Genomic DNA, 14,619 nt, shown 5'->3' with positions numbered 1-14,619 from the left:
AAAGCAACTTGATTTAGTTATACTACTAGCTAAAATGAACAAATAAAGTAAGATTCAATCAGCCCATCTGTAAAGATTTGGAAAACGCAACGTATCACACAGTGAATAAAACGAAGCAAGTATCCATACCAGTTGTGCTGGCGACCATAGCAAGAGTGTACCACCTGATCCCTTCCCGAACTCAGAAGTGAAACCTCTTAGCGCTGATGGTAGTGTGGGGTTACCCATGTGAGAGTAAGTCATCGCCAGCTCATTATTCTAAACACCCCCGTTCTAATGAATGGGGGTGTTTCTTTATTGCGATAAAAAAATCTAAATCCCCGACTAACTTTAGAATGAATTATGATATAAATCACATTATTTAGAATGATAACAAGAGTATTAATCATGAAATTTTCAGAATTTAAAATATTTTCCTTTATATTGGCTACAACACTGAGTTGTAGTTGTATATATGCTAATGAAACTGTGAAAAGTTTGTATAGTACAAAAGCTTTTTTAAATATTTGTGTAAGTTCTAGAGGAAATCCAGAATTAATAAATAAACAAGCAAAAAATATGGGATTTATCCAAATGCCTAATGAATATGCTGCGCATTTTTTAAAAGATTATAATGGTCATGCATGGATGATAAGTTCCTCTGAAGGAAAATTTGTTATTACTCAACTCGATAATGGCGTATGTTCATTATTTATAAATAAAGGAAATTCAACTGAAATTCAGAAGAATTTAGAAAGCTGGCTACCTCCAGAATCTACGGGCCTAACTTATAAAAAAGAAGTATATAAAGATAAGAATTTGACCACAACAAATTATATTATTTTTAAAAATGGGAAGGCTTTAGAAACATGGATATATACTAGTTCATCTGAAAAGAATGCTTCATTAGTTGCGGTTCTTTCCCATCAAATGAATTAATTAAAGCAATGTGAAGTAGAGAAGAGCCAATTTTTATTAATAAAGAGCTCTTCTAAAATCGATTATTTCAGTTGTCTACGCGCATGCTTTAGAGCAGTGCGAAGACCTTCTTCTAAAGTCGGATGATAAAAGGGTTTCTCTAGAATATCATTTAGCGTTAATTCTTCACCTATTATCCAGCTTAATAAATGGGCCATATGTTCAGTTGCTTCTGTAAATAGCTCAGCACCTAGAAGCTTTTGGCTTTTTCGTTCTATATAAACTTCAATAGCACCTTTATTTTTTCCAAGAACTATAGCTCTTCCTTGTCGTTCATAAGAGGCTTCGCCTGTAATAAAATCTATACCTTCATCTTTTAATTGCTTATAACTTTGACCTACGATCGCCATTTCAGGATGACTAAAGACAATTCCTAATGGAGTAAGTGTCTTAACTGAGTTTACCTGCGGATAATTTAAGCAGTTATAAACAACTTTTTTACCTTCATGAGCTGCTTCATGTTGTAGTGGTGTTGAGGTGTAAGCATCACCGACAACAAAAATTGGATATGTATCTAGCTGCTTAGTTTTAGCATTTACAGGTAATAACTTAATATCTTTGAATGAATTATCAATATTTTCTAGTTTTAAAGTATCAATTAAACTTGTACGGCCGGTTGCAGCTAAAACATATTCAACTTCGAGAGTTTTCTCTGTTTCATCAAATTGGTAAGTTAATACAGCGTTTTCCTGACTGCATTTAACTTCACTCGGTAAAGTCTCGAATAGAATTGTTAATTCTTTTCCTAGCTCTTTTTGTGCAAGCTGTTGAAGTCTAGAACTAGTTAGGATTCCAATTCGTTTACTGCGAGCGAAGATTGTTGTTTCTACACCTAGACAATGCATAGCTTGTGCGATCTCAAGAGCGATCACACCACTACCAATTACAGCAATAGATTTAGGAAGTGTTTTTAACTCAAATATTTGGTCTGTTGTTATAAGCCGGTTTCCTAATTCTTGCTTCCAAATTTGATCATAATTAGGAGTTGAACCAACAGCTAGAATAAAACTTTTTGATTTATACCGTTTTCCGTTAACTTCTACAGTTTGTGCATCAATAAAATATGCTTTGCCAGAAATTTTATGCTCAGTCGGCCATTGATCTACATCTTTTAAAGTTGCTTGTGTAAATCTGTTACGTAAAGTTTGTACATGCTGCATCACTTGATCAGTATTAATATTTGCAGATACATCTAAAGCAACCTCTTGAGCATTTTGAATGTCAAACATACGGTTTGCTGTAGAGATGAGAACTTTACTTGGCATACAGCCTACACGGGCACAAGTGGTATCCCATGGTCCATCATTTATAATTAAAATATTGTTGGTATGTTTAACGGCTTCTTTGTATGCGCTAATACCAGCAGTACCTGCGCCAATGATAATAATATCGAACATTATAAATTCCAATATCTATAAGTTTTCACTTAATAAGTTACATAATAAAACACAATGTAATTTATGTTTACAGAGTATGGTGAATATGATTACACTAATAATATAAATAATTAAAAAATCTTATACCTTTAGGAAAGATTGGGGAAATGAAAAGTATGTATAAAAAACAACTTACCTTAAAGTTGTCGGCTATTGCTGTGTCAATTATGTTAGCAAGTTGTGGTGGGGGAGGCGGTGATGGCTATTACCAAAATGGTTCATCAAATAGTAACTCATCATCTGGAAGTAGTAATAGCGGATCTCAGCAAGCGACTGCTACAGCTTTAAAGATAGAACTAGATAAATTATCAGTTGCTGCAACGAATGATACTTTAACTGTTACTGTTAGAGCTTTAGATAAGAATAAAGGCGGTGTTGCTGGTGCTAATATCACTTTGGAATTAGATGATCCAACAAATAACGTATCTATAGAAGGCGTATCTACTCAAACTACTGATGCGGCAGGTAATGCTATATACATTATAAAAACACCAAAAACATCGAGTTCGATAAATGAGTTGGTGAAAAATGGTTTTAAATTAAAAGTCTCTACGAATAATGGTACACTTACTCAAGAACAGACAGTGACAGTAACAGGTAGCAACAGTACTGTCGAAGCTGATACTACGAGTATTGTATTGTTTGATGCTACAAAAACCTCTCTAAATGTTAGAGGTGATCAAACAACCGTCACATTAACAGCTGTAGATGCAAATGGTGCAACTTTAGCAAACCAAGCGATTACACTTAAAGTTAGAAATTCAGTTTTAAATGGTGTCAAATTTACTCCTAATACGACACAAACTGATGCAAATGGTCAGATCACCTATACTTTATCTTTTAGTGAAAATCAAAGAACTTCATCATATAGTGCTGCTCAGTTCGTAACAGATGATCTTGTTTTAGAAGCAAACTTTGGCCAATCTACAAAAATTTATACTTATAAACTTGATGTGGTTAATTCTGATGTACCAGTAGCAGTAGGCGCTATTGCCGTAGCATATAATCCGACCACAATGGAAGATTCAAGTGATGGAGTCTACTACTATAAAAATATTTCAGTACAAGTGACTGATGTGGATGGTAAACCGATACCCAATCAAGATGTAGTCATGGGCGTTAATGCTCTTGCGTATTATAAGGGGCGATATGGGTTTGTTGATACTTCTAATCCAACTGATGGTAAACCAGATGAATATCTTCCTGTTATTAGAACAGCCTGTACATCACCAGTCCAAGCTGTAAATGTGAATGGGGACGTTATTAATCAATTAAAGCCGCTTAAAGAAAATTCTACAGTCCAAGTTGTATCGTATATCAACAGTGCAGGTACCGCTGCAACCAATAATAAATATACGACAGATGCAAATGGACGTTTTGATCTTAAAATTCAATATCCTAAAATTTATGCATCATGGTTAACTGTTCAGTTAACTGCTAAATCTACAGTTTCGGGAAGTTTAATTAAAGGATCTACATCTTTAACTTTAGGTTATCTATCGAAAGATGTTAATCTTACTGATCTTAATGGGCCAAATATAGAAAGCCCATATGGAATAGATCCAAATTGTTCAAATGGTAATTAATATAAAAAGAAGCAGCATTTAAGCTGCTTCTTTTTTTAGAGTTGTGTTCCCATACTAACTCCTACGGTAGGTCGGACCTGCATAGATGAGCATGCACTAAGAATAAGACAACTGACCAATAAAAATATAAGTTTATTCATAAGAGAACTGAGAAATTTAATGTGATTTTAATACTTTAGCTGAAAATTATTTATATATCTGTTGAGTTGATACAGTTGTATATATTCTTTTTATTAATAAAAGCTCTACTTTTTAGGAAAAATAGAGCTTCTCGTTGGCTCATTCAATAATTTAATCGTCTAATAAATCCATTTGTTTTGCTAATTGATATAGATTATTTGAACGGTTTCCTGTGCGGCAGAACATCAGCACAGGTTTTGGCAATTCATTATAATGATTAGCAAAAGTACGTACATCTAGCTCAGTAATCTGTCCAGCTACAACAGGTTGATAAACATAGTCTAAGCCTACTTGACGTGCTGCTTCTTCAATCTGAGCGCTTGTAGGTTGTTCTGGGCCGCCTTCCATATCTGGTCGGTTATTAATAATAGATTTAAATCCTTTTTCTACAACTTGGCCAACGTGTTCTGGACCAATTTGACCTGCGAAACCAACATTATCTGACATTTCGTCACTCCAAAATTTAACAAAACCTCTTATGCTGTATCATAGCATTAAGCTTAACCTGAGATACAAGACACTAAAACGTTGTTCCTACATAGATAAAACTTATGTCATAGAACAGCTCTAGATTTTTAAAAGGCGATCAGGATGTTTTTTGTAAATTCATTACTTCGACCATAATGCCACGGAGCACATATGCACGCTTATACGGTTGAGCCTTTATATGTTCCATGTGATCAGGAAATGATCGCAGCTGACTTTTATATTCCAAAAACAAATAATAAATCTGCGGTAATTATCATGGCGCATGGTTTTGCCGGATTGCGTCAATTTAAACTCATTCAGTATGCCCAGCGATTTGCACAAGCAGGTTACGCTGTTATTTTATTTGATTACAGATATTGGGGCGGTAGTACTGGCAAGCCTAGAGAAATGGTCTCTATCAATTTACAATTAGAAGATTGGAAGACAGTGATTCAGTATGCTTCGACTTGTAAACTTGTAGATAACCGAAGGATTGTGCTTTGGGGAACTTCTTTAAGTGGGGGATATGCGCTAAGCCTAGCTTCTGAGTTAAAGAATATTCAAGCAGTTTTAGTACAAATTCCATATGTAGATGGCGCTGAAACTGCCAAGCTCTATCCTTTACAGCGTTATCCCCAAGCATTAAAGCTATCGAGTCAGGATTATATGGGATCAAAGATGGGGCTTAATCCAAAGCGATTACCTGTTGTTGATCAACATAACCTATGCTTTATGCCTACCGCAGATAGTTATTATGGCTATTTATCGATTGTAAATCCTGACTATTATTGGAGTGGGGAAGTCCCAGCTCGTGTCTTCTTTAATCTGATGCGCTACCGTCCAATTCAAGTTGTGCGCCAGATTAATATTCCTGTTTTATTTATTGCTGCTCAAAAAGATTCGCTTATTCCTATTGAGTCAAGCCGTGAAGCTGCGACAAATATTGCGCCTTTTGTGAATTATCATGAATGGGATATGAAACATTTTGATATCTATCACGGTTCATGGTTTGAAAAAGCAGTAACAACCCAATTAGAATTTTTACATCAGCATATAGGAGTGATGTAAATGATTATTGTATGTGCATCGTGTGGTGCTAAAAACCGAGTTCCAGAAGAAAAACTTCCGGAGCAACCAAGCTGTGGGCAATGTCATCAGCCCTTACTACCGCTTGTACCTATTGAGTTAAATGAGCAAAATTTTAGTAACTACATCACGAATAGTGATCTACCTATTCTTATAGACTTATGGGCAGAATGGTGCGGACCTTGTAAAATGATGGCTCCACATTTTGCGCAGGTCGCAAAACAAAATCCAGGCGTTATCTTTGCCAAGATTAATACCGAAGAATCTCCTCGCTTGAGCCAAGCTTTTCATGTGAGAAGTATTCCGACACTTGTCTTAATGAATAAAACGACAGAGGTCGCGCGTATTAGCGGTGCATTACGTGCGCCTGAATTGCAACAGTGGCTCGATCAACAACTTCAAACGAATTTCGGGAGCTAAGGTGTCAGAAGCTTATACCAAACCAGAAGGAATTTTATCCTTACAAACGATTGCCATGCCAGCAGATACAAACTGGAGTGGTGATGTATTTGGTGGATGGATTGTGTCACAAATGGACTTGGCTGGAGCAATTCACGCAGAACGTTTCAGTCGTGGTCGCTGTGCTACGATTTCTATTAATCAAATGACCTTTTTGGTTCCGGTAAAAGTTGGCTTTGTCATTAGCTGCTATACCAAGATCTTAAAAGTTGGAAATACTTCTATTCAGATGCAAATTGAAGTTTGGGATAGTCATGATGACTCTCGTGAACCAATACGCATTACTGAAGGAGTTTTTACCTTTGTAGCAGTAGATGTAAAAGGTAATAAGCGTCAAATACCTGAAGAAGCGAAACAAAAGTTTTTGGAAACTCAATAAGAATCAGAAAGCCTGAATATTAGTATTCAGGCTTTAATCTTTATTCAAAAGAAAAATGAGTTTTTAGAAATTAAAACATCGTATTTGTATTTTTGCTTTGCTCAGGAATATTTTGTATTACATCCCAATGCTCTACGATTTTTCCATTTTCAACACGGAATATATCAACAATCGCTCTTCCTCGATCTTTTTCATTTTCAGTCGAATGGACATGTAAAACGACAAGATTACCTTCAGCAATCGCACGTTTAATCTCATTTTTAGCTTGCGGATTCTTTTGGAATTTTTCAGTGAAGAAATTAACGAAAGGTGCTTTCCCATCTGGAACATTAGGATTGTGCTGAATGTATTGTTGACCAATATAGCGGTCTGCATATTCTTTAACTTTATGTTTTAAAAAGACACCTTCATAAAAGTCGGTCACTATTCTTTTGTTTTGAGCACTTACTTTATCAATAGCTTCTGATTTAGCCGAAGTTACTTTACTGGTTTTAATGCTGGGTTCAGTCGCGTGAGCCGTTATTGTTGTAAATATTAAACTGGTAAATAAAGAGGAAAGAATTAATATTTTTTTCATTTTTAACCTCAAGATACAAAATATTAGTTTTATATCTTGAGGTAAATAACCGTCTAAAAATACTTTAGATTAGTTATTATTTCTTACGTTTAGGTAACCATGCCCAGAGCATTTGGCATTGAATTGGTTCATTGCCTGCATCATCAATCACAGTAACAGGAATCACAAGTTCGCCTTTCTCATTATCTGCAATAAACTTTTGTTGTTCAACAGACAATGTTGCTGTAGCAGTCAAACCGCCTTCAACCACTTTTAAATAATCTACATGTAATGATTTGATTAATAAAATTCGATTATCGGGAATATGTAAACCGGTTAGAAAACCTGTTGCAGTTTCTGCTAAAAGAGCCATAGCCGCAGCGTGGACGCCTTTAATATGATTCTGCATATTTTTTTGGTTATCTAAACGGACAGTAACGTGGTTTGAGTCTATTTCCAGATAGCGGATATTTGCTGTACCCACCATTGGTACGATACGACCAAACGCCTTGCTCCAAAGCGTGCTCCGAATGCCTTTAGGGAATTTTGAAGTTGCTTTTACCAGTTTTGATAGACGGTTGGATTGAGACATGGGATTACCTTAGCTTTAAATGGCCGACAAGATATTAATCTTTAAAGTTATTAAACTGTAATGGCACACCGAATTGTTGTTCACGTAAAAAAGTCATGACTTGTTGTAAGGTGTCACGCTTTTTATCAGTCACACGAATTTTGTCGCCTTGAATAGAAGATTGCACTTTAACGCCACTTTCTTTAATGGCTTTATTAATTTTTTTTGCAGTATCAGAGTCAAGACCATCTTTAAGTTTAATGACTTGTACAAAGTTTTTGCCTGAAGCCGCAGCTTTTTGTGGATCAAGTGCTTGAACATCAATTTTACGTTTATAAAAATGATTTTCTAACATGTTATAAACTTGTTCACACTGGAAATCACTTTCGGTACTGATTTTGATTTCTTTATTTTTTTCATTTAATTCGATAGAAACATCGTGACCACGGAAGTCAAAGCGTGTTGCAATCTCTTTTTGTGTGTTTTGTACAGCATGATTAACTTCAAATAACTCTAATTCAGAGACAATATCGAAAGAAGGCATAGTTTAGACCTTTACAAAGTGAAAGAATATTTGAGATGCTAAGAGGGTTTTCTTCATTTGCCAAGTGTTGTTTACATCAAAGGAGTGCACAATGATCCGTAAACAAGAAATTACAACATTTGAATTCCCAGAAAATGCTGTTATCTGGGATGTCCGTGATACTAATGCTTATGCAGAAGGGCATGTTAAAGGTGCGGTGAATCGCCCAATTAATGATTTGAATGCTGATATTTTGAACCAGGTCTCTGCGGGTCAGCCGATTTATATTTTATGTGGTGGTGGTAGCAAAGCTCCTCGTGCAGCTGAGAAACTAGAAGGATTGGATGCCTCGCGTGAATATGTCGTGCTGATGGGCGGGACACGTGCAGCTCGTGATGCTGGCTTGCCTCTAGAGCAGGGCGCATAAAAAAAGCACCTTCGGGTGCTTTTTTATTGAAGTGAATTATTGCGGTTTAAAATAAGGCTTTTTAGGTTTCACTTTCTTTTGGAACCGTTGAGGATTCAATTTTTGTAATAAGTGGTCTGGTACTGGACAAGCTTCTCCTAACATTTGAGCAACTAAGATTTCACTGCACAGCGGGGCAAATAAGAACCCTTTAGAGCCAAGCCCAGCAAAAGTAGCAATTCGGCTATTGTCCTGCATTTTTCCAACCAGCGGAAAATAATCCAAGCTTTGTGCCCGTATGGATGCACGCCCTTGCCATATCGAAGGTGACGGTAACTTTTCAGCATATTCAGGGAATACGTTGTGGATTAATTCAAAGTTATGTACATGATCTTCGGGAAGTACATCTTGATCTTCACGATTTGGGTAGAAAGACGCACCTAAAATCATCAGCGAGGCATCAAGTTGCATGCAATAGCCGCCATAGCTATAAGCTTCATTTAAAGGCAGGGGAGCAAACGTATTATCAACCCAGCTCACTTGTCCACGTATTGGTTTTAACTGTGGATAGCTGTCAAATAAAGCAGCACTTTCTCGAGCACAGCACACAACGACATGATCTGCTTCTGCAATAATTTGATTGTCGGTGTGCAATTGAACTTTATTTTCAGAAGAAACAAGTGCTGTGACATGGGCAATTTTGAGATTGATACATGGATGCTGCAAAATTTCATCACGTAATTGATGTGGTGAAACGGAACCAGCCTCAGTTAGTAATATGCTTGAGTAATCAGTTTCAAGTGAGCTCACTGAGTTGGTAACAACTTGAGCTGGATACTGATTTACCAAATCTAGAAGTTCTTCTGCATTTTTCAATGCAATTTGTTGAATTTGAAGTGGACGGAATGCATTAAAATTTTTATAAAAATTTAAAGCATGTTGCCAACTTAAGGTCATGAGATGTTCATGACTTTGTTCAATTGGGCATAGTTTCGGATTAAGTAATGCCAAAGGATTTCCAGAGGCACCCAATAGTGCCTTGGTTTGCTCGTATAAGGTCACTTGGTGGCCACGTGCTGCAAATGCCCACGCCGTGCTTAAACCTGCTACACCAGCCCCTATAATCGCAATATGCTGTTGCTCTGTAGCCAATGTATGAGTTTGCCCTAATTCTGTGGAACCTTCATCAGATTCAGGCAGATTCCAGACTGCTTTGAGCATTTCTCGTTTATGGCCAAAACCACGTGGACGAGAAATATCAATACCATGTGCTTTGAGTCCACGTTTTAGAATGCCAGCAACACTAAAAGAGGCAAAGGTAGTGCCATAACCTGAAAGACGGACAATATTATTTAAAACATTTTGTTCCCACATGTCTGGGTTACAAGATGGTGCAAAGCCATCTAAAAACCAGGCATTCACAGCTTTAGTTTTAGCCATGCTTGGGAAAATTTCTTGCGCATCTCCAAGCCATAAATCGATGCTAAAACGTTCTTTAGGAAAAGTTAAACGATGACATCCAGCAATAGGCAGGGGATATTGTTCAATTAACTGCTCTGCAAGTGGTTTAAGTTCATCCCAGACATTTAAAGCGCGAATAAGATCAGCTTTACTTAATGGAAATTTTTCCACGCTAATTGCATGTAAATGGCTTTGATTATCAGGACGAACTTGCCGCCAAAGTTGCCAGAGTGCAAGAATATTTAAACCTGTACCAAAACCGGTTTCTCCTACACTGAAATATTCAAAATCTTTTAGATTAGCTAATCGTTCTGATAAGTCATTACCATTTAGAAAAACATGTCGTGTTTCAAGTAGGCCATTATCTTTAGAGAAGTAGACATCACCAAATTGTTTAGAAATGGGAATCTCGATACCATCGACAAATTCCCAGTCCAGCTCTGCTGTTTGGATACGGTTTGATACGTTCATTGAATTTAATAGATCGCTTGGTATTACCACTGGCGTCGACGTTTTGTATGAATATAACTAGCAATAAAGAAACCTAGCAATACACCACCCGCTAAGGTAACAGCGCCATATAAAAACATTTGCGCACTTCGTTCGCTTTGTAAGACTTGAACCTGAACAGAGAGATTATCATTTTTTAGCTGTAACTCTTGGTTCTGGGCCAATGCTTCAAGGTTGGCATGTTCTAGCTGTTTTAAGCGAGATGCTTGATCTTGAACCAGGGCTTTGATTTTTGCGTCTTGCTGTTGCTTGTTCTTTGCGAGCTGTTCTGCTGTAAGTGGTTGTGTTGCAGTTGGTGCTGTCGTCGCTGCAGTTTTGGCTCCAGTTGAAGATGTTGGAGCTGGTTTAGCGGCTTGAGTTGAAGGCGCACTTGGGGAAGGAGTTGCTGGTGTCGCAGCAGGTTCAACTGCTCCAGCAGTTGAACATATCAAACACAAGCCAAGAAAGCTTTTGATTGCAAGCTGCATGCGATTACCCTTTTGGAAATGCTTTATTAAACGGTTTTACATCAACGTGAGCATAAATGCCTTCTTTAAGAAATGGTTCTTCTTTTAACCATTCATCTAATGCTTCGCGACTGTCGAATTCAACAATCATGGTGCTACCATAGAAGCCTGCTTGCGGATCATTAGGATCTTTTGGCATAGCACCCGCTGTAACAAGGCGGCCTTCATCATCGAGTTTTTGTAAGCGTTCGATATGCTGAGGGCGTACTGCCAAGCGTTTTTCTAAAGTTCCTTCGTTATCGGTACAGCTTAGAACAAAAAAAGGCATGTAATCGTATCTCTATAATCAATCAGGAAGCATTTTAAGCATCTGGTGACTTAAAATGTTTGCGTAAAATAATGAACTGAATAATGATAAATGAAAACATCACGATCATGTCACCAAATGCAGTAAATTCGCCCCAATATTTTCCACCGTGAAATAAAAACGCGAAGAATATATGCAGACAAGACATCACGACAAACATCGCAGCCCAAGCAAAATTGAGGTTTTTCCAACCTTTTTCACTCAAATCTAAAATCGGGTCAAATAAGCGTTGAATGAGTGGTTTACGATCTTTACCAAACCAAGGTGAAATCAAGAATGCGCCTGCAAAAACTAAATTTAAAATCGCAGCTTTAAGACGAATATAGAAGTCGTCACTTAACATGAGGGTGATACCACCAAAAATGACAGTCATAAACAATACAAACCACTGTTGTTTGTCAAGACGGAATTTTTGGAAAACGAATAGGGCACCATATACCACAAGCATTGAAATAATTAATCCAGTCGTCGCTACAAGAATATTATTATTATCGGCACCACCAGCAGACCCGATCAGTTTGAGTAAAGGATGCTGGGTGTCAGTTGGATCAACTGTTTTATATAAATAGAAGAAAATAATTAATGGAACAAAGTCCAGAAGTGCTTTCATGTTAGAGTATCTGATCAGGTTTGGCGAATGGCATAGTATAAAAGATGCAAGGCATAGATTTACATACACATAGCAATATTTCTGATGGAACTTTGTCTCCGGAATTACTGGTGCAAGCTGCTATAGATGTGAACTTGCATACATTGGCTTTGACTGACCACGATACAATGGATGGGTTACAGCGTGCAAAAATTGCTGCACAAGGTCATGATTTAAATATTATTTCTGGTGTAGAGATTTCTAGTCAATGGTCGCGCCCAACCACTAAGAAGAGTTATGGTGTACATATTGTTGCTTTAAATATGCAAGATGAAGCACCAATTCTAGAAGCATTAGAACAACAAAAAAGAATTAGAGCGCAAAGAGCTAAAGTGATTTGTGAGCTATTAGAAAAATGTATTGGCTTTCAGATTTATGATGATGTTCTTGCTAAAGTAGAACATCAGGCGGATAGGATAACAAGAACTCACATTGCTAAAACATTGGTCGAGAAAAATGTCGTGACTCGTCCTCAACAAGCATTCGATCGTTTCTTAAAAGAAGGAAAACGTGCTTTTGTAAAGTTTGAAGGACTAGGCTTAAAAGAAACGATTGATGTGATTCATCAAAGTAAAGGCTTCGCAGTATTAGCACATCCGACCCGTTATGATTTATCTGCAACTAACGTTCGTTATTTAATTGAATTATTCGCGACATCAGGTGGAGATGCAATTGAGTTACCTCCACCAATGGAACCTCTATCTACTCGCCAGATGATTGATCGAATGATTGAACAATATCAGTTGGCAGTTTCAATTGGCAGTGATTTTCATGGTGAAAATATGCCATGGATTAAACTCGGAAATACGCCTAAACCCACTGATAAGCAGTATGGGATTTGGGAACGTTTTGTTTAAACTTTTTATAGTAAGTTGTTATCTTGAGCCTGAATTGGCGGTGGGGTAGGTTTACCGAGAGTCCCTAATAGTTCAATCTCGATACTACGTACCATTGCATCTAGCGGTAAATCATTACTTTGAGTACCGAAGGGCTCTTCAATTTCAGAGCTTAGCGCATCTAGACCTAAAAATGTGTATGCCAAAATTCCGACGAGTAAAGGTGTTGCTAATCCAAGCAATGAACCCAGACTAAACGGCAACATAAAACAGAAAAAATAGACTGTGCGGTTAAGTAAAACTGAATAAGCAAATGGAATAGGTGTATTGGCAATTCGGTCACAGCCAGTTTGTACGACGCTTAAGTCGGCAACATTCTTATTCATTTGTGCATAAATGATGTCAGAAATTTCGCCTTCTTTAAGTGCCTGCAACAATTCCCAGTGAATGAGACTGAGCGTGTACTGAGGGGCATTATTTTGTTGGTAGAGTTGAGTGAGTGCTTGCTGACTCATACCACTGGTTTGAATCAACTCAGTTGGGTTCGCCGTCTGACGACGTAAACGGTCACGCAATACATTAGCAAAAACAATCACATGTTGAATAACACGCTCACGGCGAGCTTGAGTTAAAATACGGCAGTCACGGTCAAAATGGCGTGAAGTTGCGATTAGAACGCCCCATAATTTTCGGGCCTCCCACCAACGGTCATAACACGCAGTATTTTTAAATCCTAGGAAGATTGAAAGTACGACACCAATGAGCGTGAAGCCAACCAAAGGAATCTCTGGAAAGCGATAAAGATTGATGTACTCCACTCCACCAATGATTGCCGAGATCAGCATCACAACGCCTAGGGATGGCAAAATTTTGGGTAAAATTGTGCCTCGCCAAGAGAATAAAACTTTGAAAATACTAGGCTGTTCCCGAACAATCATTTTATTTTAAACGTCGCTATTTTTGTTTTGATCTTCTAGGCTTAGTGGTACTTTGTCAATATCATTGAAATGATATTGTTGCTGGGTTGAGCAGTTGTTGTTCAGCAAAGGAAAAGCTCCCTTCTGGTGAGATAATAAAATGGTCAAGCAAACGAATTTCGACAAGCTGACAAGCCTGTTCAAGTTGCTGAGTTAAGGCAATATCTTCGGAAGAAGGCTGCGCTGAACCAAATGGATGATTGTGTGCAATAACGAGCTGGCAAGCATGTTGCTGTAAGGCGTAGCGTAGGGTTTGATTGACCGAGACTGCGCAATGCTGAACTGAACCAAAGAATAGCTTTTTAAAATGAAGCTTTCTTAATTCGGGATCTAGGCACAAAACAGCAAAGACTTCTTGTTTTTCGCCTTTTAATTCATAACGCAGATAATCCAAAACTAAATCTGATGAATGAAGGCTGATATTATTTGTCTGGAAGTGATGATCGAGATAACGCCGTCCAAGTTCTTTGACTGCCAGTAATTGTGAATATTTCGTTGCCCCAATGCCATTAAATTGAGTTAACTCACTAAATGAGGCATCAAACACGGCATTAAGATTACCGAAGTGCTGAATGAGTAAACGAGATAACTCGACTGCTGAATGTTGCCTTGAACCTGAGCGAAGAAAAATCGCGAGTAGCTCAGCATCTGATAAACTTTGTGGACCTTGTTGTAATAACCGTTCTCTTGGCCGTTCTTGTTCAGGCCAATTTTTAATAGAAGTATTCATATTCCCCAGCATTATTCGCTTAAAATTTTATTTTGT

General features: G+C 37.6%; 18 protein-coding genes and 1 rRNA gene. 8 read left to right on the top strand and 11 right to left on the bottom strand.

The features are described 5' to 3' along the window. The first annotated feature begins 136 nt into the window (after nucleotides 1–136). Nucleotides 137–251, top strand: a 5S ribosomal RNA gene (rrf, locus tag J536_RS08600). Between the two features lie 136 nt (nucleotides 252–387). After that, complete coding sequence (locus J536_RS26470; protein ID WP_032062610.1) at nucleotides 388–918, top strand: NMCC_0638 family (lipo)protein; 531 nt, start codon at nucleotides 388–390, stop codon at nucleotides 916–918. A 62-nt stretch (nucleotides 919–980) separates the two neighbouring features. Here the strand turns inward: J536_RS26470 and J536_RS08590 are convergent, their stop codons facing one another. Continuing rightward, nucleotides 981–2,354, bottom strand: coding sequence for a dihydrolipoyl dehydrogenase (locus tag J536_RS08590; RefSeq protein ID WP_014207656.1), 1,374 nt, complete (start codon nucleotides 2,352–2,354; stop codon nucleotides 981–983). 146 nt (nucleotides 2,355–2,500) lie between these two features. Here J536_RS08590 and J536_RS08585 point away from each other — a divergent pair, with 146 nt between their 5' ends. Continuing rightward, complete coding sequence (locus tag J536_RS08585; protein ID WP_032062606.1) at nucleotides 2,501–3,979, top strand: Ig-like domain-containing protein; 1,479 nt, start codon at nucleotides 2,501–2,503, stop codon at nucleotides 3,977–3,979. Nucleotides 3,980–4,270: 291 nt separating this feature from the next. Here the strand turns inward: J536_RS08585 and J536_RS08580 are convergent, their stop codons facing one another. After that, nucleotides 4,271–4,606 (bottom strand): TIGR01244 family sulfur transferase, encoded by a 336-nt coding sequence (locus J536_RS08580; protein WP_002116083.1) that lies wholly within the window; start codon nucleotides 4,604–4,606, stop codon nucleotides 4,271–4,273. 192 nt (nucleotides 4,607–4,798) lie between these two features. Between J536_RS08580 and J536_RS08575 the strand changes: the two genes are divergently transcribed. From J536_RS08575 to J536_RS08565, 3 genes are read left to right on the top strand one after another with little or no spacing between them, the layout of a single operon-like run. Beyond that, nucleotides 4,799–5,695: an alpha/beta hydrolase gene (locus J536_RS08575; RefSeq protein ID WP_032056731.1), complete on the top strand. Its 897-nt coding sequence runs from the start codon at nucleotides 4,799–4,801 to the stop codon at nucleotides 5,693–5,695. Further along, on the top strand, nucleotides 5,696–6,133 hold the full coding sequence (trxC, locus tag J536_RS08570; RefSeq protein WP_032056730.1) for a thioredoxin TrxC: 438 nt from the start codon (nucleotides 5,696–5,698) through the stop codon (nucleotides 6,131–6,133). It begins immediately after the preceding gene. A 1-nt stretch (nucleotide 6,134) separates the two neighbouring features. After that, nucleotides 6,135–6,551: an acyl-CoA thioesterase gene (locus tag J536_RS08565; protein ID WP_002116010.1), complete on the top strand. Its 417-nt coding sequence runs from the start codon at nucleotides 6,135–6,137 to the stop codon at nucleotides 6,549–6,551. Between the two features lie 70 nt (nucleotides 6,552–6,621). On the opposite strand, the gene J536_RS08560 is transcribed toward J536_RS08565, so the two are convergent. The 3 genes from J536_RS08560 to J536_RS08550 form a co-directional block, all read right to left on the bottom strand. Further along, nucleotides 6,622–7,128 (bottom strand): ester cyclase, encoded by a 507-nt coding sequence (locus J536_RS08560; RefSeq protein ID WP_032056729.1) that lies wholly within the window; start codon nucleotides 7,126–7,128, stop codon nucleotides 6,622–6,624. Nucleotides 7,129–7,204: 76 nt separating this feature from the next. Further along, a complete protein-coding gene (locus J536_RS08555) occupies nucleotides 7,205–7,699 on the bottom strand; it encodes a DUF4442 domain-containing protein (RefSeq protein WP_032062604.1) in 495 nt (164 codons plus the stop codon). Nucleotides 7,700–7,733: 34 nt separating this feature from the next. Next, nucleotides 7,734–8,222, bottom strand: a complete 489-nt coding sequence (locus J536_RS08550) for a YajQ family cyclic di-GMP-binding protein (protein ID WP_002051423.1) — start codon at nucleotides 8,220–8,222, stop codon at nucleotides 7,734–7,736. Nucleotides 8,223–8,313: 91 nt separating this feature from the next. On the opposite strand from J536_RS08550, the gene J536_RS08545 reads away from it, so the two are divergent. After that, the gene (locus tag J536_RS08545) at nucleotides 8,314–8,628 is read left to right on the top strand and encodes a rhodanese-like domain-containing protein (RefSeq protein WP_002116171.1); all 315 of its coding nucleotides are present in this window, start codon (nucleotides 8,314–8,316) and stop codon (nucleotides 8,626–8,628) included. A 36-nt stretch (nucleotides 8,629–8,664) separates the two neighbouring features. On the opposite strand, the gene mnmC is transcribed toward J536_RS08545, so the two are convergent. Genes mnmC through J536_RS08525 form a run of 4 tightly spaced genes read right to left on the bottom strand, consistent with a single transcriptional unit; the run spans nucleotide 8,665 to nucleotide 12,001 of the window. After that, the gene (mnmC, locus tag J536_RS08540; RefSeq protein ID WP_032056728.1) at nucleotides 8,665–10,539 is read right to left on the bottom strand and encodes an FAD-dependent 5-carboxymethylaminomethyl-2-thiouridine(34) oxidoreductase MnmC; all 1,875 of its coding nucleotides are present in this window, start codon (nucleotides 10,537–10,539) and stop codon (nucleotides 8,665–8,667) included. Between the two features lie 23 nt (nucleotides 10,540–10,562). Continuing rightward, nucleotides 10,563–11,045, bottom strand: coding sequence for a hypothetical protein (locus J536_RS08535; protein WP_032056727.1), 483 nt, complete (start codon nucleotides 11,043–11,045; stop codon nucleotides 10,563–10,565). 4 nt (nucleotides 11,046–11,049) lie between these two features. Beyond that, nucleotides 11,050–11,352, bottom strand: a complete 303-nt coding sequence (locus J536_RS08530; protein ID WP_002116400.1) for a YciI family protein — start codon at nucleotides 11,350–11,352, stop codon at nucleotides 11,050–11,052. A 34-nt stretch (nucleotides 11,353–11,386) separates the two neighbouring features. After that, the gene (locus J536_RS08525; RefSeq protein WP_032056726.1) at nucleotides 11,387–12,001 is read right to left on the bottom strand and encodes a septation protein IspZ; all 615 of its coding nucleotides are present in this window, start codon (nucleotides 11,999–12,001) and stop codon (nucleotides 11,387–11,389) included. A 44-nt stretch (nucleotides 12,002–12,045) separates the two neighbouring features. Here J536_RS08525 and J536_RS08520 point away from each other — a divergent pair, with 44 nt between their 5' ends. Further along, nucleotides 12,046–12,897 carry a PHP domain-containing protein gene (locus J536_RS08520; protein ID WP_032062603.1) on the top strand — a complete coding sequence of 284 codons (852 nt, stop codon included), beginning with the start codon at nucleotides 12,046–12,048 and terminating at the stop codon, nucleotides 12,895–12,897. A 5-nt stretch (nucleotides 12,898–12,902) separates the two neighbouring features. Here J536_RS08520 and J536_RS08515 read toward each other — a convergent pair whose 3' ends face one another. After that, nucleotides 12,903–13,814: a bestrophin family protein gene (locus J536_RS08515; protein WP_005064169.1), complete on the bottom strand. Its 912-nt coding sequence runs from the start codon at nucleotides 13,812–13,814 to the stop codon at nucleotides 12,903–12,905. A gap of 61 nt (nucleotides 13,815–13,875) precedes the next feature. Then, the gene (gene radC / locus J536_RS08510) at nucleotides 13,876–14,595 is read right to left on the bottom strand and encodes a RadC family protein (protein ID WP_080776814.1); all 720 of its coding nucleotides are present in this window, start codon (nucleotides 14,593–14,595) and stop codon (nucleotides 13,876–13,878) included. Nucleotides 14,596–14,619 lie beyond the last annotated feature (24 nt).

The sequence above is a fragment of the Acinetobacter sp. 809848 genome (assembly GCF_000581275.1).
Classification (GTDB): domain Bacteria; phylum Pseudomonadota; class Gammaproteobacteria; order Pseudomonadales; family Moraxellaceae; genus Acinetobacter; species Acinetobacter pittii.
The sequence above is the reverse complement of the archived record's forward strand: the minus strand, read 5'-3'. Positions and strand labels throughout refer to the sequence as shown.

Excerpts from the sequence above, each read along its gene's own strand:
- J536_RS08560 (WP_032056729.1), bottom strand. The coding sequence starts at position 7,128 with ATGAAAAAAATATTAATTCTTTCCTCTTTATTTACCAGTTTAATATTT.
- J536_RS08520 (WP_032062603.1), top strand. The coding sequence starts at position 12,046 with ATGCAAGGCATAGATTTACATACACATAGCAATATTTCTGATGGAACT.
- J536_RS08530 (WP_002116400.1), bottom strand. The coding sequence starts at position 11,352 with ATGCCTTTTTTTGTTCTAAGCTGTACCGATAACGAAGGAACTTTAGAA.
- J536_RS08535 (WP_032056727.1), bottom strand. The coding sequence starts at position 11,045 with ATGCAGCTTGCAATCAAAAGCTTTCTTGGCTTGTGTTTGATATGTTCA.
- J536_RS08550 (WP_002051423.1), bottom strand. The coding sequence starts at position 8,222 with ATGCCTTCTTTCGATATTGTCTCTGAATTAGAGTTATTTGAAGTTAAT.
- J536_RS08590 (WP_014207656.1), bottom strand. The coding sequence starts at position 2,354 with ATGTTCGATATTATTATCATTGGCGCAGGTACTGCTGGTATTAGCGCA.
- J536_RS08555 (WP_032062604.1), bottom strand. The coding sequence starts at position 7,699 with ATGTCTCAATCCAACCGTCTATCAAAACTGGTAAAAGCAACTTCAAAA.
- J536_RS08545 (WP_002116171.1), top strand. The coding sequence starts at position 8,314 with ATGATCCGTAAACAAGAAATTACAACATTTGAATTCCCAGAAAATGCT.
- J536_RS08515 (WP_005064169.1), bottom strand. The coding sequence starts at position 13,814 with ATGATTGTTCGGGAACAGCCTAGTATTTTCAAAGTTTTATTCTCTTGG.
- mnmC (WP_032056728.1), bottom strand. The coding sequence starts at position 10,539 with ATGAACGTATCAAACCGTATCCAAACAGCAGAGCTGGACTGGGAATTT.
- radC (WP_080776814.1), bottom strand. The coding sequence starts at position 14,595 with ATGCTGGGGAATATGAATACTTCTATTAAAAATTGGCCTGAACAAGAA.
- J536_RS08580 (WP_002116083.1), bottom strand. The coding sequence starts at position 4,606 with ATGTCAGATAATGTTGGTTTCGCAGGTCAAATTGGTCCAGAACACGTT.
- J536_RS08525 (WP_032056726.1), bottom strand. The coding sequence starts at position 12,001 with ATGAAAGCACTTCTGGACTTTGTTCCATTAATTATTTTCTTCTATTTA.
- J536_RS08585 (WP_032062606.1), top strand. The coding sequence starts at position 2,501 with ATGAAAAGTATGTATAAAAAACAACTTACCTTAAAGTTGTCGGCTATT.
- J536_RS26470 (WP_032062610.1), top strand. The coding sequence starts at position 388 with ATGAAATTTTCAGAATTTAAAATATTTTCCTTTATATTGGCTACAACA.
- J536_RS08575 (WP_032056731.1), top strand. The coding sequence starts at position 4,799 with ATGCACGCTTATACGGTTGAGCCTTTATATGTTCCATGTGATCAGGAA.
- trxC (WP_032056730.1), top strand. The coding sequence starts at position 5,696 with ATGATTATTGTATGTGCATCGTGTGGTGCTAAAAACCGAGTTCCAGAA.